This is a genomic window from Rhizobium terricola, assembly GCF_012927355.1.
Taxonomy (GTDB): domain Bacteria; phylum Pseudomonadota; class Alphaproteobacteria; order Rhizobiales; family Rhizobiaceae; genus Allorhizobium; species Allorhizobium terricola.
On sequence record NZ_JABBGK010000003.1, the window covers coordinates 428,334 to 448,493 of the forward strand.

16 protein-coding genes are annotated in these 20,160 nt (G+C 63.1%); 11 read left to right on the plus strand and 5 right to left on the minus strand.

The genetic code is table 11. The features are described from left to right. Positions 1–59: 59 nt before the first annotated feature. The 10 genes from HHL25_RS17010 (at position 60) to HHL25_RS17055 (ending at position 12,865) form a co-directional block, all read left to right on the plus strand. A complete protein-coding gene (locus HHL25_RS17010) occupies positions 60–956 on the plus strand; it encodes a LysR family transcriptional regulator (protein ID WP_169593782.1) in 897 nt (298 codons plus the stop codon). A gap of 190 nt (positions 957–1,146) precedes the next feature. Next, on the plus strand, positions 1,147–1,626 hold the full coding sequence (locus tag HHL25_RS17015) for a formate dehydrogenase subunit gamma (RefSeq protein WP_169593784.1): 480 nt from the start codon (positions 1,147–1,149) through the stop codon (positions 1,624–1,626). Then, positions 1,623–3,179, plus strand: a complete 1,557-nt coding sequence (locus HHL25_RS17020) for a formate dehydrogenase beta subunit (RefSeq protein ID WP_169593786.1) — start codon at positions 1,623–1,625, stop codon at positions 3,177–3,179. The genes HHL25_RS17015 and HHL25_RS17020 overlap by 4 nt, the downstream gene beginning before the upstream one ends. After that, on the plus strand, positions 3,176–3,391 hold the full coding sequence (locus HHL25_RS17025) for a DUF4287 domain-containing protein (protein ID WP_169593787.1): 216 nt from the start codon (positions 3,176–3,178) through the stop codon (positions 3,389–3,391). The genes HHL25_RS17020 and HHL25_RS17025 overlap by 4 nt, the downstream gene beginning before the upstream one ends. Positions 3,392–3,454: 63 nt before the next feature. Continuing rightward, on the plus strand, positions 3,455–6,334 hold the full coding sequence (gene fdhF, locus HHL25_RS17030; RefSeq protein WP_169593789.1) for a formate dehydrogenase subunit alpha: 2,880 nt from the start codon (positions 3,455–3,457) through the stop codon (positions 6,332–6,334). Positions 6,335–6,363: 29 nt separating this feature from the next. Then, positions 6,364–7,182: a formate dehydrogenase accessory sulfurtransferase FdhD gene (fdhD, locus tag HHL25_RS17035; RefSeq protein ID WP_169593791.1), complete on the plus strand. Its 819-nt coding sequence runs from the start codon at positions 6,364–6,366 to the stop codon at positions 7,180–7,182. After that, the gene (locus tag HHL25_RS17040; RefSeq protein WP_246701859.1) at positions 7,172–7,402 is read left to right on the plus strand and encodes a formate dehydrogenase subunit delta; all 231 of its coding nucleotides are present in this window, start codon (positions 7,172–7,174) and stop codon (positions 7,400–7,402) included. The genes fdhD and HHL25_RS17040 overlap by 11 nt, the downstream gene beginning before the upstream one ends. An 88-nt stretch (positions 7,403–7,490) precedes the next feature. Further along, positions 7,491–8,882: a sigma-54-dependent transcriptional regulator gene (locus tag HHL25_RS17045; protein WP_169593795.1), complete on the plus strand. Its 1,392-nt coding sequence runs from the start codon at positions 7,491–7,493 to the stop codon at positions 8,880–8,882. Continuing rightward, positions 8,875–10,896, plus strand: a complete 2,022-nt coding sequence (locus tag HHL25_RS17050) for a sensor histidine kinase (protein ID WP_169593796.1) — start codon at positions 8,875–8,877, stop codon at positions 10,894–10,896. The genes HHL25_RS17045 and HHL25_RS17050 overlap by 8 nt, the downstream gene beginning before the upstream one ends. 316 nt (positions 10,897–11,212) lie before the next feature. Continuing rightward, entirely contained in the window at positions 11,213–12,865 is a 1,653-nt protein-coding gene (locus HHL25_RS17055; protein ID WP_169593798.1) for an OFA family MFS transporter, read from the plus strand. 71 nt (positions 12,866–12,936) lie between these two features. On the opposite strand, the gene HHL25_RS17060 is transcribed toward HHL25_RS17055, so the two are convergent. The 5 genes from HHL25_RS17060 to rocF all read right to left on the minus strand — a co-directional run bounded on the left by HHL25_RS17060 (position 12,937) and on the right by rocF (position 19,590). After that, positions 12,937–14,610 (minus strand): methyl-accepting chemotaxis protein, encoded by a 1,674-nt coding sequence (locus tag HHL25_RS17060; protein WP_169593800.1) that lies wholly within the window; start codon positions 14,608–14,610, stop codon positions 12,937–12,939. Between the two features lie 242 nt (positions 14,611–14,852). Beyond that, entirely contained in the window at positions 14,853–15,332 is a 480-nt protein-coding gene (locus tag HHL25_RS17065) for a chemotaxis protein CheW (protein WP_169593802.1), read from the minus strand. After that, positions 15,332–17,110 (minus strand): methyl-accepting chemotaxis protein, encoded by a 1,779-nt coding sequence (locus HHL25_RS17070; protein WP_169593804.1) that lies wholly within the window; start codon positions 17,108–17,110, stop codon positions 15,332–15,334. Before HHL25_RS17070 ends, HHL25_RS17065 begins: the two co-directional genes overlap by 1 nt. Before the next feature lie 306 nt (positions 17,111–17,416). Next, positions 17,417–18,634: an ornithine--oxo-acid transaminase gene (gene rocD / locus HHL25_RS17075; RefSeq protein ID WP_169593806.1), complete on the minus strand. Its 1,218-nt coding sequence runs from the start codon at positions 18,632–18,634 to the stop codon at positions 17,417–17,419. A 20-nt stretch (positions 18,635–18,654) separates the two neighbouring features. After that, the gene (gene rocF, locus HHL25_RS17080) at positions 18,655–19,590 is read right to left on the minus strand and encodes an arginase (protein WP_169593808.1); all 936 of its coding nucleotides are present in this window, start codon (positions 19,588–19,590) and stop codon (positions 18,655–18,657) included. 122 nt (positions 19,591–19,712) lie between these two features. Between rocF and HHL25_RS17085 the strand changes: the two genes are divergently transcribed. Beyond that, positions 19,713–20,138 (plus strand): Lrp/AsnC family transcriptional regulator, encoded by a 426-nt coding sequence (locus HHL25_RS17085; protein ID WP_169593810.1) that lies wholly within the window; start codon positions 19,713–19,715, stop codon positions 20,136–20,138. The last annotated feature ends 22 nt before the right edge of the window (positions 20,139–20,160 follow it).

Sequence of the window (20,160 nt, forward strand, 5' to 3'; positions counted from 1 at the left end):
TCACCGCGCCATTTGCGCCCGGATCGCTTCGGCCCTAGTGTCACGGCCAAGGAGAGCCGATGATCGACAAGCTTGAATTCTTCATCGCGCTGGCGCGCGCCCAGCATTTCGGCCGGGCGGCGGAGGAGTGCGGCATCACGCAGCCGACATTGTCGGCGGCGATCCGGCAGTTGGAGGATCAACTCGGCGTGATGCTGGTGCAGCGCGGATCCCGCTATCAGGGCCTGACGCCCGAGGGGCAGCGCGTGCTCGAATGGGCGCGCCGGATCGTCGGCGACGCCCGCACTATGCGCGAGGAGATGCGCGCGGCGCGGCGGGGTCTTGCGGGCCACATCCGCATCGCGGTGATCCCGACGGCCCTTTCCATGGTGCCGCGCATCACTGGGCCCTTCCAGGAAAAGCACCCGGACGTAACTTTTTCGGTCAGTTCCCGCACCTCGCTGCAGGTCTTGAGCCTGCTTGAAAATCTCGAAGTCGACGCCGGCATCACCTATCTCGACAACGAGCCGCTCGGCCGCGTGACGTCCGTACCGCTCTACGAGGAGCGCTATCATCTCATCACCGCCGCTGGCACGCCGCTCAGCGATCGCGACGAAGTGACCTGGCGGGAGGTTGCCGATCTTCGGCTTTGTCTATTGACGGCCGACATGCAGAACCGTCGCATCATCAATCAGCATATGGCGGAGGCTGGAGCCTCGCCAAAGCCGACGCTCGAATCGAACTCGATGATCGTGCTCTTTTCGCATATACGCACCGGCCGCTGGGCCTCGATCATGCCGCGCAATGTGGCGGAATCCTTCGGCTTTTCCAAAGAGATCATGATGATCCCGATCACCGAACCGGACGCGGCACATTCGGTCGGCCTGGTCGCGCAATATCGCGAGCCCTTTACGCCGCTGGTGTCGGCCTTGTTGCACGAGGCGCGGCGGCTTTCCGACCTGCAGGCATTTCAATAGAAATCTTCTATCAATTCACGTGACTGCTTTATTGACCGCGCCCGGCTCGCGGGCGCATTCTATCAGAATGTCAAAGAGTTCTGCAGGAAAGCGGACTTCGCCAGCGCGTAAACATTGAAAATCGGCTGACATTCGCTTCTCATTGGCTCCTCTGGTTGGCGATGTTCGTGTCGGTTTGGGAGGGCTGATCATGAATATACGGTCATCTGCGGATGATTTGGTTTCCCGCACGCAAGCGATCGTGGCGGAATTGAAAGGTCTGGAAGGACCGCTTCTGCCGATCCTGCATTCGATTCAGGAAAGCTTCGGCTATGTGCCGGACGAAGTGAAACCCGTGCTTGCCGAAGCGCTGAACCTCTCGCGCGCCGAAGTCCATGGTGTGATCTCCTTCTATCACGATTTCCGGACGCATCCCTCGGGCCGTCATGTCCTGAAGCTCTGTCGTGCCGAGGCCTGCCAGTCGCGAGGCGGCGATGCGCTGGCCGATCGCGCTCGTGCGCTGCTCGGCATCGATTTCCACGAGACCACGCCGGATGGCGCCGTGACGCTGGAGCCGGTCTATTGTCTCGGCCTGTGCGCCTGTGCGCCGGCAGCCATGCTCGACGACGAGCTTCACGGACGGCTGGATGCCGACTGTCTCGAGGCGCTGGTCGGGGAGGCGCGCCGATGAGCGTTACGATTTTCGTTCCCCGCGACGCGGCGTCCGTCGCCGTCGGCGCCGACAAGGTGGCCGCCGCCATCGAGGCGGAGGCTCTCGCCCGTGGTCTCGACGTGACCGTGGTCCGCAACGGTTCCCGCGGGCTGCTCTGGCTCGAGCCGTTCGTCGAGGTCCGCACCGGACGTGGCCGTATCGGCTATGGTCCGGTGACCGTTGCCGACGTTGCCGGCCTGTTCGATGCCGATTTCCTGGGCGGTGGTGATCACCCGCTCTGTCACGGGCTGACCAAGGATATTCCTTATCTCGCGCGCCAGACGCGGCTCACCTTTTCCCGCTGCGGCGTGACCGATCCGTTGTCGCTCGCCGACTATCGTCACTACGAGGGTCTGAAGGGGCTCGAAAAGGCCATCGCCATGGGCCCCGCGGCGATCGTCAAGACCGTCACCGACAGCGGCCTGCGCGGACGCGGCGGCGCCGGCTTCCCGACCGGCATCAAGTGGAAGACCGTCGCCGATGCCGCCGGTCCGCAAAAATACATCGTTTGCAATGCCGACGAGGGCGACAGCGGCACTTTCTCCGACCGGATGATCATGGAGGGCGATCCCTTCGTGCTGATCGAAGGCATGGTGATCGCCGGCATCGCCACCGGCGCGACCAAGGGCTATATCTATACCCGTTCCGAATATCCGCATGCCATCCGCACCATGCGGGCCGCGGTGGACATCGCCCGTGTGGCCGGCATCCTTGGTCCGTCCGTCATGGGATCTTCCTACGCCTTCGACATGGAAGTCCGGATGGGTGCCGGCGCCTATGTCTGCGGTGAGGAAACCTCGCTCCTCAATTCGCTCGAAGGCAAGCGGGGCATCGTTCGCGCCAAGCCGCCGCTGCCGGCGCTGCAGGGCCTCTTCGGTCGGCCGACGGTGGTCAACAACGTGATCTCGCTCGCCTCGGTTCCGGTCATTCTCGACCGTGGTGCCAACTTCTATCGCGACTACGGCGTCGGCCGTTCTCACGGAACGATCCCGATCCAGCTGGCGGGCAACATCAAGCATGGCGGGCTCTACGAGACGGCTTTCGGCCTGACGCTCGGCGAGCTGATCTATGACATCGGTGGCGGCACGGCGAGCGGCCGTCCGGTCAAGGCGGTTCAGGTGGGCGGTCCGCTCGGGGCCTATTTCCCGCCGTCGCTGTTCGACACCGTCTTCGACTACGAGGCGTTTGCCGCCCGTGACGGGCTTATCGGCCATGCCGGCATCGTGGTGTTCGACGACACCGCGGACATGCTGAAACAGGCGCGTTTCGCAATGGAATTCTGCGCCGTCGAGAGCTGCGGCAAGTGCACGCCCTGCCGAATCGGTTCAACGCGCGGTGTCGAGACGGTCGATCTGATCGCCCGGGGCATCGAGCCGGAGAAGAACAGGGCGTTGCTCGCCGATCTCTGCAACACGATGAAGTTCGGTTCGTTGTGCGCGCTTGGCGGGTTCACGCCTTATCCGGTGATGAGCGCGCTTCATCATTTCCCCGATGATTTCGCGCCGGCACCGTTGGTGGAGGCTGCCGAATGAGCGGGACAGAAAAAGTGAAGGGACCGGCGTCCTACTTCCCGTCGATCGAGAAGACCTATGGCAAGCCGATCGCACACTGGCAGGACATCATCCGGGCCCAGGACGGCAAGGCGCATATGCAGATTGTGGCCTTCCTCAAGGAAACCCACGGTCTCGGCCATGGTCATGCCAATGCGCTGGTCGCCGCGACGCTGACCGAGCGCAAGTCATAAGCAGAGTTGAAGTTTCACCGCCCGGCCTCGCAGTGTGGCGGAATGATTTACCCGGAGGTTCCCATGTCCCTCGTTTCTGAAATCGACTACGGCACGCCCGCGTCCCGATCCACCGAGACGGTGACGCTCACCATTGACGGCCGTCAGGTCACCGTTGCGGCCGGAACGTCCGTGATGCGTGCCTCGATGGAGGCCGGCATCCAGGTGCCGAAGCTGTGTGCCACCGACATGGTGGATGCCTTCGGCTCCTGCCGCCTCTGTCTTGTCGAGGTCGAGGGTCGCAATGGCACGCCGGCTTCTTGCACCACTCCTTGCGCTCCTGGCATGGTGGTCCACACCCAGACAGAGCGGCTGAAGCAGCTCCGCAAGGGCGTGATGGAGCTCTATATCTCCGACCATCCGCTCGACTGCCTGACTTGTGCGGCGAACGGCGACTGCGAGCTGCAGGACATGGCGGGTGCCGTGGGCCTGCGTGACGTGCGCTACGGCTACGAAGGCGAGAACCACGTCAAGGCACGGCAGAACGGCGAGGCCAATCTGCGCTGGATGCCGAAGGACGAGAGCAATCCCTATTTCACCTATGATCCTTCGAAATGCATCGTGTGCTCGCGCTGCGTCCGTGCCTGCGAGGAAGTGCAGGGCACGTTTGCGCTGACGATCGAGGGACGCGGTTTCGACAGCCGTGTGTCGCCGGGTGCGCACGAGCATTTCCTGGAATCGGAATGCGTGTCCTGCGGCGCCTGCGTGCAGGCCTGCCCGACCGCGACGCTCACCGAAAAGTCAGTGATCGAGATCGGCCAGCCGGAGCACTCGGCCGTCACCACCTGCGCCTATTGCGGCGTCGGCTGCTCGTTCAAGGCGGAAATGCGGGGCGAGGAACTGGTGCGCATGGTGCCGTGGAAGGACGGCAAGGCCAATCGCGGCCATTCCTGCGTGAAGGGCCGCTTTGCCTATGGCTACGCGACCCACAAGGACCGCATCCTCAATCCGATGATCCGCGAGAAGATCTCCGATCCGTGGCGTGAAGTCACCTGGGAGGAAGCCTTCGCGCATGTGGCTTCCGAGTTCCGCCGCATCCAGTACCAGTATGGCCGGGAATCGATCGGCGGGATCACGTCGTCGCGCTGCACGAACGAGGAAACCTTCCTCGTCCAGAAGCTGATCCGGGCCGGCTTCGGCAACAACAACGTCGATACCTGCGCCCGTGTCTGCCATTCGCCGACCGGCTACGGCCTTGGCCAGGCCTTCGGGACGTCAGCCGGCACGCAGGATTTCGATTCGGTCGAATACTCCGATGTCATCATGGTGATCGGCGCCAACCCCTCCGCCGCCCATCCGGTCTTCGCCTCGCGCATGAAGAAGCGCATCCGCCAGGGTGCCAAGCTCATCGTGCTCGACCCGCGCGTGACCGAGACTGTGAACTCGGTGCATGCCAAGGCCGATTTCCACCTGCCGCTCAAACCCGGCACCAATGTCGCGGTCGTGACCGCTCTCGCCCACGTCATCGTCACCGAGGGCCTTTTCCACGAAGCCTTCATTCGCGAGCGGTGCGACTGGTCCGAGTTCGAGGACTGGGCCGCCTTCGTGTCGGAGCCGCAGCACAGCCCCGAAGAGACGGAAGCCTTCACTGGCGTGCCGGCCGATCTCGTGCGCGGGGCGGCCCGTCTTTATGCCAAGGGCGGCAACGGCGCGATCTATTACGGCCTCGGCGTCACCGAACACAGCCAGGGTTCGACGACCGTCATGGCGATCGCCAACCTTGCCATGGCAACCGGCAATATCGGACGCCCGGGCGTTGGCGTTAATCCGCTTCGCGGCCAGAACAACGTCCAGGGTTCCTGCGACATGGGCTCCTTCCCGCATGAGCTTCCCGGTTATCGCCACATCTCCGACGACGCGACGCGCGAGACCTTCGAGAAATTGTGGGGCGTCACTCTCAACAACGAGCCGGGTCTTCGCATTCCGAACATGCTGGATGCGGCCGTCGACGGCACATTCAAGGGCATTTACATCCAGGGCGAGGACATTCTGCAGTCGGATCCGGACACGAAGCATGTGTCGGCCGGTCTCGCCGCCATGGAATGCGTCGTCGTGCACGACCTCTTCCTCAACGAGACGGCGAACTATGCCCATGTCTTCCTTCCGGGTTCGACCTTCCTCGAAAAGGACGGCACGTTCACCAACGCCGAACGCCGCATCAACCGCGTCCGCAAGGTGATGACGCCGAAGAACGGCCTCGGCGACTGGGAGGTCACGCAGAAGCTGGCGCAGGCCATGGGGCTGCCGTGGAACTACAGCCATCCGTCCGAGATCATGGATGAGATCGCGGCCACGACGCCGAGCTTCGCCAATGTCTCCTACGACTATCTGGAAAAGATGGGTTCGGTGCAGTGGCCCTGCAACGAAAAGTATCCGGAAGGCTCACCGATCATGCACGTCAACGGTTTCGTGCGTGGCAAGGGCAAGTTCATCCGTACCGAATATGTCGCGACCGATGAACGCACTGGCCCGCGCTTCCCGCTGCTGCTGACCACTGGCCGCATCCTGTCGCAGTACAATGTCGGCGCCCAGACACGCCGGACCGAAAACGTCGCCTGGCATGCGGAGGACCGCCTGGAGATCCATCCGCATGATGCCGAACAGCGGGGCATCAAGGAGGGTGACTGGGTCCGGCTCGCCAGCCGCGCCGGAGAAACGACGCTTCGTGCTCTGATCACCGATCGGGTTTCGCCGGGGGTCGTCTACACGACCTTCCATCATCCCGAGACTCAGGCCAATGTCATCACCACGGATTTCTCCGACTGGGCGACCAATTGCCCGGAATACAAGGTGACGGCCGTGCAGGTCTCGCCGTCGAACGGTCCGTCCGAATGGCAGCAGGATTACGAAGACCTGTCGCGCCAGTCGCGACGTATTGCCGGCAAGCTCGAGGCGGCGGAGTAGGATATGCCAATGGGTGGGGCCGATACGCCATGAAGACCTCCACTTTCGTCCGCGAATTGCAGTTCCGCAACGGCGCGCTTGCCACGGCAAGCCGCGTCGTTCCGGAAGAGGTGCCGATTGCCTTCTCCTATGGCGGGTCGACGCATGCCGTGATGATGGCGACGCCGGCAGATCTCGAGGATTTCGCATTCGGTTTTTCGTTGACCGAGGCCATCATTTCCGATCGCGCCGACATTGTTTCGCTGGAGGCCGTCGATGCCGGTGACGGCATCGACCTGCAGATCGTGCTGGCCGACCGGACGGCGGCGGCGCTGACGACGCGGAGGCGGCACATGGCGGGGCCCGTCGGTTGCGGCCTCTGCGGAATCGAGTCGATCGAGCAGGCGACCCGGCAGGTGCCGTCTGTCGATCATTCGACCTTTACCATCACGCCGGCACAGATCGCCGAGGCCGTCCGCCTGGTCGACGAGGGCCAGCGGCTCAATCGCGAGACGCGTGCCGTTCACGGTGCCGGCTTCTATGTGCCGGGCCGCGGCCTCACCGCCCTTCGGGAGGATGTCGGCCGGCACAACGCGCTCGACAAGCTGGCGGGTGCGGTGCTGAAATTGAACGTTGATGGTTCGTCCGGGGCGGTGGTCGTGACCAGCCGGCTGTCCGTGGAAATGGTGCAGAAAGCCGCCGCGCTCGGATCGGCCATGCTGGTCGCCATTTCGGCACCGACGGCGCTGGCGATCCGCACCGCAGAGGCTGCCGGAATGACGCTCGTAGGCATTGCCCGCGGAGAAGAATTCGAGATTTTCACACGACCGGAGCGCATCGTCGCTGGAGCAGTTGCCAATGTCGCATGACACCCACGAAAAAATCGTCCGCATGGCGAACCAGATCGCCACATTCTTCCTGTCGCAACCCGAAGCGGTGCGCGTGGACGGGGTGGCGAATCATATCAACAAGTTCTGGGAACCCCGGATGCGCCGCCAGCTGTTCGAGCATATAGACAAGGGTGGCGAAGGCCTGTTGCCGCTGGTCATCGAGGCCTCCAAGGTGGTCAAGCGCCCGGTTGCAGCCTAAGGCATCGCACGCCCCCGATAGTTTTGGCGTTTGCCGCTACCTCTGCTATGCATGACCTGACGTTGAACGTGGGGAGGCGGGCGACAAGGTGCGTGCAGAAACGGCGCGAAAGGTCCAGGCGACCGAAAGGGATCCCGAGTTCGGGCCGTGGCTTGCGCAGGCGAGCATTCTCGTCGTCGATGACGAGCCCGGCATGCGGAACTTCCTGGTCCGGACACTGGCGCCGCGGTGCAAGCGCATCGAGGAGGCCGCCGACACGGAAGAGGCTTCCCGCAAGCTCGATCAGCACCATTTCGACGTCGTCATCCTCGACAACATCATGCCCGGCAAGAACGGCGTGGACTGGCTGAACGAACAGCGGGCAATCGGCTTCTTTGCCGATGCGATCCTGATGACCGCCTATGCGGACCTTGAAACGGCGATCCGGGCGCTAAGGGCAGGTGCCGTCGATTTCGTTCTCAAACCCTTCCGTTCCAACCAGATCCTCAATGCCGTCGCCCGCTGTCTCGACCGCATGCGGCTGCAGCGTGAAAATTTCGTCTTGCGATACGAGCTGAAGGCCACCGCCGATCATATCCTGCTTCGCGACAAGCTGATCGGCGGGTCGGCGGCCATCGAACAGGTGCGCGAGACGCTTGCGAAGGTCGCCCCGCTGCCGACGACGGTGTTGCTGACCGGTGCATCCGGTACGGGCAAGGAGGTGGCGGCCCGCTCGCTGCATGCCCTTTCCGACCGCGCGGCGAAACCCTTCGTCCCGGTCAACTGCGCCGCCATCCCGCCGGATGTGATCGAGTCCGAGCTCTTCGGTCATATTCGAGGGGCCTTCACCGGAGCCGAAGCCGACCGCGAGGGGCTGTTCCTGCATGCCCAGGGCGGCACGCTCTTTCTCGACGAGATCGGCGAGATGCCACTCGCAACCCAGAGCAAGCTGCTGCGGGTGATCGAGGACCGGCGGGTCCGTCCGGTCGGTGCCGAGCGCGAGGTGCCGGTCGACCTGCGCTTCGTTTTTGCAACCAATGCGGATCTCGAAAAGCTGGTCCAGCACGGTTCGTTCAGGGCCGACCTGTTTTATCGCATCAATGTGATGCAGCTGAAACTGCCGCCGCTCAGCGAGCGCGGCAACGACGTGATCGAGCTTGCGGAACTCTTCATGCGCAAACTTTCGCAGCAGCTCGGCATGCCGCCATTGCCGATCGACACGCGGGTCCGGGCGGCCCTTTCCGCCTATGGCTGGCCTGGAAATGTGCGGGAGCTCAGGAACCTCATCGAGCGGTCGCTGATCCTCGGCGGATTCCCTGCCGATTTTTCAGGAGGCGCTACACCGGGGGTCGCGGCACTGTCGGGAACCCTGGAAGAGGTCGAGCGGCGACATATCCTGGCAGTCCTTGCCGAGACGGGCGGCGACCGCGACGAGGCGGCCCGGCGGCTTGGTATTTCCCGCAAGACGATAGACCGCAAGTTCGTGGCCAGGAATGGCTAGGCGGGTTGCGGCAGGCACAAGGCCCGGCAATGGCGGCTCGATCCGTTTCCGCCTGCTTGCCATCGCCCTTCTGCCGACGCTGGTGATCCTGCCGCTGCTGCTTGCCGTCACCATGGCGCGGTGGGAGGCCAAGTTCGACGCGGTGCTTACCTCCAAGGTCAACGGCGATCTCACCATTGCACATCAGTATCTCTCGCGGATCCTCGAAAATACCGGGGAGCACCTCAATGCGCTGACCGCGTCTGTCGCCTTTCGCGAGGCGGTGATCAAGGACGACCGGGGCGCGCTCAACAGCTATCTCGACGACAATCGCAAGCGGCTCGGGCTTGATTTCCTGTTCATCATCGAGCCCGGCGGCGAAGCGATAGGGCTTCCGCAACGGCCCGATGCCGTCCGGGTGAGAACCGATTGGCCGGTGCTCGCTTCCGCCTTCGCCGGCGAGGCGAAGACTGCGATCGACATCCTTTCCGAAGCGGAGCTTCAGGCGATCTCGCCGCAACTGGCAGCCCGGGCGAGGCTGGAGCTGGTGGCGACGCCGAATGCGGTTGCCACCGACCGTTCCGCCGAGACGCGGGGCATGGTGGTGCATTCCGCGAGCCCGGCACTGGTTCCGGGGTCGAAGGCCGTGCTGGTCGGCGGTATCCTGCTCAATCAGAACCTCGTTTTCATCGACACGATCAACGATCTCGTCTACCGCGAGGCGAGCCTGCCGGAGGGAAGCAAGGGCACTGCGACGCTTTTCCTCGAGGATGTCCGGATCAGCACCAATGTCCGCCTGTTCGAGGATCGGCGCGCACTCGGTACGCGGGTTTCTGCTGCGGTCCGCTCGACTGTTCTCGATCAGGGGCGCGTCTGGCTCGACAGCGCTTTCGTCGTCAACGACTGGTATGTCTCGGCCTATGAACCGATCAGCGACAGCTACGGCAAGCGGGTCGGCATGCTTTATGTCGGTTTCCTGGAGGCGCCGTTCGCCCGGGCGAAGACCGAAACGATCGTCGGGATTGCCTTCGCCTTCCTCGTGGTGACTGCCGCAAGCGTGCCGATCTTCCTGCGCTGGGCGCGGGCGATCTTCAAGCCGCTGGAGCGCATGACCGGCACGATCGCGCGGGTCGAGGCGGGCGACCTCGGTGCCCGTTCGGGTCTTTCCGGTGCGCGCGACGAGATCGGTGTTGTTGCGACCCATCTCGACAGTCTGCTCGACCAACTGCAGCAGCGCGACCGCGAATTGCGCAACTGGAATGATGAGCTCAACGACCGGGTGGCCGAGCGCACGCGTGAACTCGAACTCGCAAACCGCCAGCTTGAGGCGACGACCAAGCAGCTCATCATGTCGGAGAAGCTCGCGGCGATCGGTGAGATCACGGCCGGCGTCGCGCATGAGATCAACAACCCGGTCGCGGTGATGCAGGGCAATCTCGACGTCGTGCGCAGCGTGCTCGGAGAGCGCGCCGATGAACTGGCGACCGAGTTCAGGCTGATCGACGAGCAGATCCACCGGGTGAACCAGATCGTCACCAAGCTGCTGCAGTTCGCCAAGCCTGAGGAGTATGCCGGTTATGTCGACAGGCACGTGGTCGCCGAGGTGATCTCGGACTGCCTGCCCCTCGTCCAGCATCTGCTCAACAAAGCCGAGATCACCGTCGAGCGCGACGATCGGGCGAGCCGGTGCGTCCTGATGAACCGCACGGAGCTGCAGCAGGTCCTGATCAATCTGATCGTCAATGCCATCCATGCTATGCCCGACGGCGGTCGTCTCGGGCTCGTGAGCCGCGACGAGGACCGCGATGACCGCCCCGGCATCGTCATTCAGGTGATCGACACCGGGATCGGCATGGCGCCCGAGGTGATGCAGCGCATCTTCGATCCGTTCTTCACCACCAAGCGTCGCGAGGGCACCGGTCTCGGACTGTCGATCAGCCAGACCCTGGTCACCCGCCAAGGCGGGACCCTGGTCGCCGAGAGCGCCCCGGGCAAGGGAACGACCTTCACGATCTGGTTGCCCGAGGCGAACTGAGGTTCACTGCTCTGGACATTTTGTCCCGCGAAACCGGACATTCTGTCCGTCACGAGCTTTCCCCAATCACTTAAGCCATTGAAAAGACGAAAGCCACCCGATTGGCATGCGGGTTGCTCCCTGTCCTGCGTCACCGGTCGCCGCAGATGCCCGAGGAGGGATGCGTTCGGTGCGGGGAGGAAGTGGCGCTTTGCTGCTTCAGGAGTGGCCGGCCAGGTTGGCGCAGCGTCCGGGGAAAAGGACGGGCTGCCGCCGCCATCTTGACGGTCTGGAACAGGCACCATCGGCATGGCCGATGGAAGGGAGGATTGCACATATGTCTGCTACAGAAACCTTGACGGGCGGATACGAAGGCACCGGCCTTCTTGACCGCGAACGCATCATTGCCAAACCCGGTTTCAATCGATGGCTCGTGCCGCCGGCGGCGCTCTCCATTCATCTCTGCATCGGCATGGCCTACGGGTTTTCCGTGTTCTGGCTGCCGCTCACCAAGTCGCTCGGCATCAGCCAGTCGGTCGCGTGTCCGGACCTGACGCTCGCTTCCGCCCTCTTCACGACCAGCTGTGACTGGCGGGTCAGCGACCTCGGGTGGATCTATACCCTGTTCTTCGTGCTGCTCGGCTCGTCGGCCGCAATCTGGGGCGGCTGGCTGGAGAGGGTCGGTCCGCGGCGGGCCGGTTTCGTTTCGGCCTGCTGCTGGTGCGGCGGCATCCTGATCGCAGCGCTCGGCGTGATGACCCACCAGCTCTGGCTGATGTGGCTGGGCGCCGGCGTGATCGGCGGCATCGGCCTCGGTCTCGGCTATATCTCGCCGGTCTCGACGCTGATCAAGTGGTTCCCCGACCGCCGCGGCATGGCGACCGGCATGGCGATCATGGGCTTCGGCGGTGGCGCGATGATCGGTGCGCCGCTGGCCGACATGCTGATGAATACCTTCAAGGGCGAGGCCTCCGTCGGTGTCTGGCAGACCTTCGTGGTGATGGCCGGCATCTATTTCGTCTTCATGATGGGTGGCGCCTTCGGCTACCGCATTCCGCCGGCCGGCTGGCTGCCTGAGGGCTGGACGCCGAAAACTACCAGCAACGCGATGATCACTCACGGTCACGTCCATCTGAAGGACGCGCACAAGACGCCGCAGTTCTGGCTGATCTGGGCGGTTCTCTGTCTCAACGTGTCGGCCGGCATCGGTGTCATCGGCATGGCCTCGCCCATGCTGCAGGAGATCTTCGCCGGTTCGCTGATCGGCCTGCCGGAACTGAAGTTCGCCGACCTCAGCAAGGAACAACTCACCGCGATCGCCGCCATTGCCGCAGGCTTCACGGGGCTCTTGTCGCTCTTCAACATCGGTGGCCGCTTCTTCTGGGCTTCGCTGTCCGACAAGATCGGCCGCAAGAACACCTATTACGTCTTCTTCCTGCTCGGCATCGTGCTCTACGCTTCCGCTCCCTGGGCCGCCGGCATCGGCAGCAAGGTTTTCTTTGTCGCGGCGCTCTGCATTATCCTGTCGATGTATGGCGGCGGCTTCGCCACCATACCGGCCTATCTGGCGGACATCTTCGGGACCCAGTTCGTCGGCGCCATTCATGGTCGGTTGCTGACCGCCTGGGCGACCGCCGGCATCATCGGGCCGGTTGTCGTCAACTACATCCGCGAGGCGCAGATCGCCGCGGGCATTCCGCGCGCACAGGTCTACGACTTCACGATGTATATCCTGGCAGGCATGCTGGCTCTCGGGCTGGTCGCCAATTTCCTCGTCCGTCCGCTCTCGGACAAGTGGTTCATGTCGGACGAGGAAGTTGCGGGGCTGCAGGCGAAGACAAAGGCTGCCTCGGCCGGTCCGACCGGCTCGTTCGGCATCGGCAAGGGCGGTCTCGACGGCAGGGCGGCGCTCGCCTGGGCGGTGGTCGGCCTGCCGATCCTCTGGGGTATCTGGATCACCCTGCAGAAGACCTTCGTGCTCTTCGGTTGAGGGCCGGCCTTCCAATCCGAAAGGGAAAAAGGCGGCGCAAGCCGCCTTTTTCATCGTGCCCGAGCGGGTGCTCAGGCGGCCGCGGCGATCCGGCGTTTGTGCCCCGCGGCGTCGATACGAAATTCCCGCAGCAGACCGTGAAGGCTGTCGGCCTCCCGTGCCAGTCCGTGGCTGGCTGCCGTCGTCTCCTCGACCATCGCGGCGTTCTTCTGCGTTGCCTGGTCCATCTGATTGACCGAGTGGCTGATCTCGCGAAGGCTAGCGGCCTGTTCGCGGGCGGCACCCATGATGGCGTTGACGTTCAGGTCGATCTCGCCGACGCGCGAGACGATCTCGCTAAGCGCCGCACCCGTCTTGCCGACGAGTGAAACGCCTGATGACACCTGTTCGCCCGAGGTGTGGATCAGTGTCTTGATCTCCTTCGCCGCGCCGGCCGAGCGTTGCGCGAGCTCGCGAACCTCCTGTGCCACGACAGCGAAGCCCTTGCCGGCTTCACCGGCACGGGCCGCCTCGACGCCTGCGTTGAGAGCGAGGAGATTGGTCTGGAAGGCGATGTCGTCGATCACGCCGATAATGCTGGTGATCTGGCCCGAGGACTGCTCGATGCGGCTCATCGCCTCGATCGCCTGCTCAACGATTTGACCCGAGGACTGGGCGCTTCGGCGCGTCTCTCCGACCAGGCGACCAGCCTCATCGGCCCGCTGGCTGGCATCGGCGACGGTGGTGGTGATCTCCTCCAGTGCTGCGGCAGCCTCCTCGAGCGCTGCCGCCTGGCGTTCCGTACGCTTGGCGAGGTCGTCGGAGGCCTCGCGAACCTCAGCGGCGGCCGAGGCAATGCCTTCTGCATTTCCCGCCACCGTCTGCATGGCGGCGCGCAACTTGGCGATCGCCGCGTTGAAGTCGGCCCGGACCTTCTCCATCGTCGGAACGAAGGCCTGCTGCAGGCACTGTGTGAGGTCACCGTCGGCTACTGCGGTCAGGGCTTCCCCGAGCGCGTTGATGGCGCTCATGCGGGGAGTGACGTCGGTCGCGAACTTCACCACCTTGTAGACCTGTCCGGAAAGGTCGTGGATCGGATTGTAGGTCGCCTGGATCCAGACCTCGCGGCCACCCTTGCCGTAGCGGACGAATTCGTTGGCAAGGAAGCGGCCCTGGGCGAGATCACCCCAGAAAGCCTTGTAGGCCGGGGACGCCACATATTCCGGTTCGCAGAACATGCTGTGATGACGGCCGACGATCTCGGACAGGGCATAACCCGTGGCCTGGCAGAAATTCTCGTTGGCGGACAGGATTTCGCCCGTCGGGGTGAATTCGATGACGGCTTGCGAGCGCGAGATCGCGCTGATCTTGTTGGCGTCTTCGAGTGCACGCCGCTTGGCTTCCGTGATGTCGGTGGCGATCTTGACGACCTTGTAGGGCTTGCCGCCGGAAAATACCGGGTTGTAGGACGCCTGGATCCAGATTTCCTTGCCGCCCTTGCCGAGGCGCTTGTACTCGCGGGCGTCGAACCTGCCGGCGGCGAGGTCATTCCAGAACCGCTTGTATTCGGCGGATTCCGCGTAGGCCTGTTCACAGAACATGCGGTGATGTTGACCGATGATTTCGTCGCGCCGGTAGCCAAGCGCGCTGCAGAAGTTCTCGTTTGCATCGAGAATCTTGCCGTTCAGATCGAATTCGATGAAAGCCTGCGACTTGGAAAGCGCAGCATGCACGTTCTTGTGGTCCTTGCCTGCAAACAGTCCCATTGTCTCACCCTTTGGCCCGATCTCACCGACCGGTGCCTTCCCCGCCGTCATCGCGCTTCCGCCGGTTCATCCGGTCAGGAGAGATGCGAATACACGCAATGATGGCGATCGCAGACTTAACAATCGTCTAATTTTGCTGGTGAATTTTTGTATTTTCTAAAAAGCAAAGATTTGCAGAAACGAAAAACCCCCCGGCGATGCGGGGGGCTTTCAATCCTTGCCGAGATCCGGAGGGACGAGCGTCAGGCCGCCAGGTCCTCAATCTCCGTTCCCTTGAACATCTTAGCGAGGTTCAGGAAGCAGATCATGCCGTGTTCGTTGGCGATGATGCCTTCGGAGAACGACTTGTCGAAGGAAGCCGAAATTTCGGGAACCGGCTGAACCTGGCTCGAAGGGATCGTCAGGATGTCCGAGACGCGGTCGACCAGCATGCCGATGACCATGTTGTGCACTTCGGCAACGACGATCGCGGAGCGTTCGTTGGCGACCGTGCTCTTCATGCCGAGCTTGTAGGCCAGGTCGATGATCGGGATCACCGAACCGCGCAGGTTCATCACGCCGATGACGTCGGCAGGTGCGTGCGGGATCGGCGTGGACGGTGCCCAGCCGCGGATTTCGCGGATGGTCGTGGTCTTTACGCAGAACTCCTGATCATGCAGCCGGAAAGCGATGATTTCGAGGGTTTCACCGTTGAAGCTTGTCGAGTTGATCGTCGTCGCCATTAAAATTCTTCCCAACTTTCCTGTGCCTGGGCGGTTGCAGCGCCACCGGTAGCGGCGCGAGCGACCTTTGCCATGAGTTTGCGTGCCGGGGATGCGACAGGTCTGGCATCAGGACGCGCTACAGTTACTGTATTCGAAGAGTGTTGCCCAAATCTAAACTGAGCCAGGAGATTGCGAAGGGTTTCGGCTTCCCTGGCAAGGCTGTGGCTGGCAGCGGTCGTCTCCTCGACCATCGCGGCATTGTGCTGCGTGTTCTGGTCCATGGCGTTGACCGCCTTGTTGATCTCCTGCAGACCGGTCGCCTGCTCACGGGACGCTTCGACGATGGCGATGACGTTCAGGTTGATGTCCTTAACTTCCGTGACAATCTGCTCGAGCGCCTTGCCGGTCTGGCCGACCAGGGTGACGCCGTTGCGGACCTGTTCGCCGGACGTGGTGATCAGCGCCTTGATCTCCTTCGCCGCATTGGCGGACCGCTGGGCCAGTTCGCGAACCTCCTGGGCGACGACGGCAAAGCCCTTGCCGGCTTCTCCAGCGCGGGCGGCTTCGACACCGGCATTCAGCGCCAGCAGGTTGGTCTGGAAGGCAATGTCGTCGATCACGCCGATGATGTTGGATATCTCGCGGGAGGACGCTTCGATCTGGCCCATGGCGTCGATGGCGCTCTTGACCACTTCCCCGGATTTCTCCGCGCCGGCCTTGGTTCTCGCCACGAGCGAGCCTGCTTCCTCGGCCCGCTTGGAGCTGTCGCTGACCGTCTGGGTGATCTCTTCCAGCGCGGCTGCGGTTTCTTCCACAGCTGCGGCCTGCTGCTCGGTGCGCTTGGCCAGGTCGTCGGAGGCCGACTGGATCTCTCGCGAACCGGCGGCGATCGCATTGGTATTGTCGCCGACCGTGCTCATCGTCGCCTGGAGCTTGTCCAGCGAGTTGTTGAAGTCGATGCGCAGGCGGTCCAGGCTCGGCAGGAGCGGGTGATCGATCCGAACCGTGAGGTCGCCGTCTGCAAGCGCGGTGAGGCCGACCGCCACATCATCGACCGAGCGGACGCGCTCGGTGACATCGGTGGCGAACTTGACGACCTTGAAGACCTTGCCGTTCATGTCAAAGATCGGATTGTAGGAAGCCTGGATCCAGACCACCTTGCCACCCTTGCCGATGCGCTTGAATTCCTCTGCGACGAATTCGCCGGCGGCGAGTTTCTGCCAGAAGCGCTGGTAGTCGGCGCTCTGTGTGTAGGCTGGTTCGCAGAACATAGCATGGTGCTTGCCTTGGATCTCCCCGAGGCTGTAGCCGAGCGTATTGAGGAAATTGTCGTTCGCCGTCAGGACCTCGCCCGTCGTGGTGAATTCGATCACGGCTTGAGCTCTGGACACTGCGGCGAGCTTACCCGCATCCTCGGCCGCCTTGAGTTTAGCCGCGGTGATGTCGGTTGCGAACTTGATAACCTTGTAAGGTTTTCCCCCGCTGAAGACCGGGTTGTAGGAGGCCTGGATCCAGACGTCCTTGCCGGTCTTGGTGATCCGCTTGTACTCGCGGGCGTCGAACCGGCCGGCGGCCAGCGAGGCCCAAAAGTCCTTGTATTCTTGCGTCGCAGTATAGGCAGGATCGCAGAACATCCGGTGATGCTTGCCTTTGATCTCCGACAGTTCATAACCCAGCGCACGACAGAAATTTTCATTGGCGGTCAGAATATTGCCGCTCAGATCGAATTCGATAATTGCTTGGGATTTACTCATAGCGGCCAAGATCGCCTTTGCATCCGAGCCAAATAGTGTCATGCCCACGTTCACCCCCAAATTTGCGCTCGGTTTTCGAAACGATACCCGCGCCGTTCGTTGCCAAATCTTCGCAAAGCCGAGCGTCGCTATGCCGAAACGGTCTAGAGCGCTTGCTTCCCCCCAAAATTTAGGGAGGAAAAGTTAAGGGGTCATAAACGATATTGAATAAACGCATTTCTGCGCCTTATAGCGCGAAGTACTTTCAAAGTTCAGCCTAAAGTAATAGTGAATACAGTGCCGATCTTCTGGGGGTATAGGGCCGGCGGATGCCGGCCCCTTATCGAGTGATCGATGGCAGGCGTCGCATCAATGTGTCGCAGGGCCCTTCGCCAGCACCGTGTCGATCCGTTCCAGCGCCCAGTCGACCTGGTCGCGGGTGATCACCAGCGGCGGAGCGAGCCGGATCGTGTCGACATGGGTGTCCTTGGCGAGCAGGCCGGCATCTTTCAGTGCATAGCAGTACTGGCGCGCGCCGCCGGCTTCGGGATCGAGCTCGACGGCCAGCATCAGGCCGCGGCCGCGGACATCGCGAATGATGTTCGAACGGATCGATTTCAGCCCTTCCAGGAAATAGGCGCCCATTTCCGCGGAATTCTCGACCATCTTCTCCTCGACCAGGACCTTGAGGGCCTCGCGGGCGATCGCGCAGGCGAGCGGGTTGCCGCCGAAGGTCGAGCCGTGCTGGCCCGGCTTCAGCACACCGAGAACCTCCGAATTGGAAAGCACCGCCGAGACGGGATAGAAGCCGCCGGACAGGGCCTTGCCGATCAGCGTCACGTCGGCCTCGATGCCTTCATGCTCTTCGGCGAGCAGCTTGCCGGTGCGGCCGAGACCGGTCTGGATCTCGTCGAGGATCAGCGTGATGTTCTTTTCCGTGCACAGTTCGCGGACGCGCCGCAGATAGCCGGCCGGCGGGATGACGACGCCGGCTTCACCCTGGATCGGCTCGATGAGTGCGGCGACCGTATTCTCGTTGAGCGCATCCTCGAAGGCCTGAGCATCGCCGAAAGGCACGGTGCGGAAGCCGGAAGTGAAAGGCCCGAACCCGCCGCGCGCATCCGGATCGGTCGAGAAGGAGACGATGCTCAGCGTGCGGCCGTGGAAATTGCCGGAGCAGACGATGATCTCGGCCTTGCCTTCCGGCACGCCCTTCGTCTCGTAGCCCCATTTGCGTACGGCCTTGATGGCGGTTTCGACCGCCTCCGCGCCCGAATTCATCGGCAGGATCTTGTGCGAGCCCGTCAGCGCCGCCAGTTCTTCATAGAGCAGCGCGAGCTGGTCGTTGCGGAAGGCGCGGGAGGTAAGCGTCAGCTTCGACGCCTGCTCGGTCATTGCGGCCAGGATGCGCGGATGGCAATGCCCCTGGTTGACGGCGGAATAGGCCGACAGGCAATCGAGATACTGCTTGCCGTCGCTGTCCCAGACATGGACGCCCTGACCACGGGTCAGGACGACGTCGAGAGGCTTGTAGTTGTGGGCGCCGAGGCGCTGTTCGGTGGCGATGAGGTCTGCTGCGTTCGACATCGTTTGATCCTCGGTCTGTTTCAGGCGGCGCGTGTGGGGCGGTCGAGAATGCGGCGGCCGAAGAGGCTCGCTGCCAGCTCGACGATGACGCGGGCGCTCTTGCCGCGATCATCGAGGAAGGGGTTGAGCTCGACGAGATCGAGCGACGAGACAAGGCCGCTGTCATGCAGCATTTCCATGATCAGGTGCGCCTCGCGGAAGGTCGCGCCGCCGGGCACGGTGGTGCCCACGCCCGGCGCCACGTCCGGATCGAGGAAATCGACGTCGAGGCTGACGTGGAGCAGGCCGTTGGCACGGGACACGTCGGCGATGATGCGCCGCATGATGGCGCCGATGCCTTCCTCGTCGATGGCACGCATGTCGAAGACGTTCACGCCGTTTTCGGCGATCGCCTGGCGCTCTTCCTCGTCCACCGAGCGGATACCGACCTGGTAGACATGGCGGGGATCGACGAAGGGCCGGTCGGCGGGCAGGATCGGCGCGAACTCCGCCTTGCCGCAGTAGAACGCGACAGGCATGCCGTGAATGTTGCCGGAGGGCGAGGTCGTCGGCGTGTTGAAGTCGGCATGGGCATCGAGCCACAAGACGAAGAGCGGCCGGCCAATGTTGCTGGCGTGGCGCGCCATGCCGGACACGCTGCCCATCGACAGGCTGTGGTCGCCGCCCAGCAGCACCGGCATCGAACCGCCGCCCGCCGTACGGTAGGTCTCCTCTTCGATCGCACGGGTGAAGGCGCCGACGATCGGAAGATGATGAGCCTTAGGGTTTTGCCCGAGGTCGGTGGCGGGCGCAGGGCGAAGGTCGCCGGCGTCGGCGACGCGGTAGCCCAGCTCGCCGAGTGCCTGGCCAATGCCGGCAATGCGCAGCGCCGCCGGGCCCATGGCGCAGCCGCCGCGGCCCGAACCTTCCTCAAGGGGGACGCCGATCAGGGTGGCGGCCTTCGTCTTCTCTTTCATCAAGATCTCCTCGTGCATGAGCAAGGATCATCTTCAAAGCGCGCGTCTGCAAAAAGATGGAAAATAATCGGAAAGTCAGTTAAATTGGGCAAAACGCCGGCATGTTCTGACGAAGTGTAGATATGGACGATCTGGACCGCGATATCCTCAGTGCCCTGCGCCACAACGCGCGCATTCCCGCCTCCTCACTTGCAGCGATGACCGGCGCCTCACGCGCGACGATTGCCGCACGCATCGAGCGGATGGTGGCCGACGGAACGATTGCCGCCTTCACCATCCGCACCGGCAGCGAGATTCGCCCCGCAGGGGTCAGGGCCATCGTGATGATCGAGGTGGTGGGGAAGTTCGCCGACCGCGTCGCCCACCAGCTGCGCGGCCTGCCGCAGGTGCGGGCGCTGCACAGCACCAATGGTCGCTGGGACTTCATTGCCGAGCTCGAGGATCGCGATCTCGCGGCCTTCGACGAGACCCTGCGGCGTATCCGCCTGATCGAAGGGATCAATACGACCGAGTCGAGCATTCTGCTGAAGACCAGCAAGGTCAGCTGACGATCAGTGGAGCCCGCTGGCG

Coding starts and splice junctions, on each gene's coding strand:
- HHL25_RS17010 (WP_169593782.1), top strand. CDS start 60: ATGATCGACAAGCTTGAATTCTTCATCGCGCTGGCGCGCGCCCAGCAT.
- HHL25_RS17015 (WP_169593784.1), top strand. CDS start 1,147: ATGAATATACGGTCATCTGCGGATGATTTGGTTTCCCGCACGCAAGCG.
- HHL25_RS17020 (WP_169593786.1), top strand. CDS start 1,623: ATGAGCGTTACGATTTTCGTTCCCCGCGACGCGGCGTCCGTCGCCGTC.
- HHL25_RS17025 (WP_169593787.1), top strand. CDS start 3,176: ATGAGCGGGACAGAAAAAGTGAAGGGACCGGCGTCCTACTTCCCGTCG.
- fdhF (WP_169593789.1), top strand. CDS start 3,455: ATGTCCCTCGTTTCTGAAATCGACTACGGCACGCCCGCGTCCCGATCC.
- fdhD (WP_169593791.1), top strand. CDS start 6,364: ATGAAGACCTCCACTTTCGTCCGCGAATTGCAGTTCCGCAACGGCGCG.
- HHL25_RS17040 (WP_246701859.1), top strand. CDS start 7,172: ATGTCGCATGACACCCACGAAAAAATCGTCCGCATGGCGAACCAGATC.
- HHL25_RS17050 (WP_169593796.1), top strand. CDS start 8,875: ATGGCTAGGCGGGTTGCGGCAGGCACAAGGCCCGGCAATGGCGGCTCG.
- HHL25_RS17055 (WP_169593798.1), top strand. CDS start 11,213: ATGTCTGCTACAGAAACCTTGACGGGCGGATACGAAGGCACCGGCCTT.
- HHL25_RS17060 (WP_169593800.1), bottom strand. CDS start 14,610: ATGGGACTGTTTGCAGGCAAGGACCACAAGAACGTGCATGCTGCGCTT.
- HHL25_RS17065 (WP_169593802.1), bottom strand. CDS start 15,332: ATGGCGACGACGATCAACTCGACAAGCTTCAACGGTGAAACCCTCGAA.
- HHL25_RS17070 (WP_169593804.1), bottom strand. CDS start 17,110: ATGACACTATTTGGCTCGGATGCAAAGGCGATCTTGGCCGCTATGAGT.
- rocD (WP_169593806.1), bottom strand. CDS start 18,634: ATGTCGAACGCAGCAGACCTCATCGCCACCGAACAGCGCCTCGGCGCC.
- rocF (WP_169593808.1), bottom strand. CDS start 19,590: ATGAAAGAGAAGACGAAGGCCGCCACCCTGATCGGCGTCCCCCTTGAG.
- HHL25_RS17085 (WP_169593810.1), top strand. CDS start 19,713: ATGGACGATCTGGACCGCGATATCCTCAGTGCCCTGCGCCACAACGCG.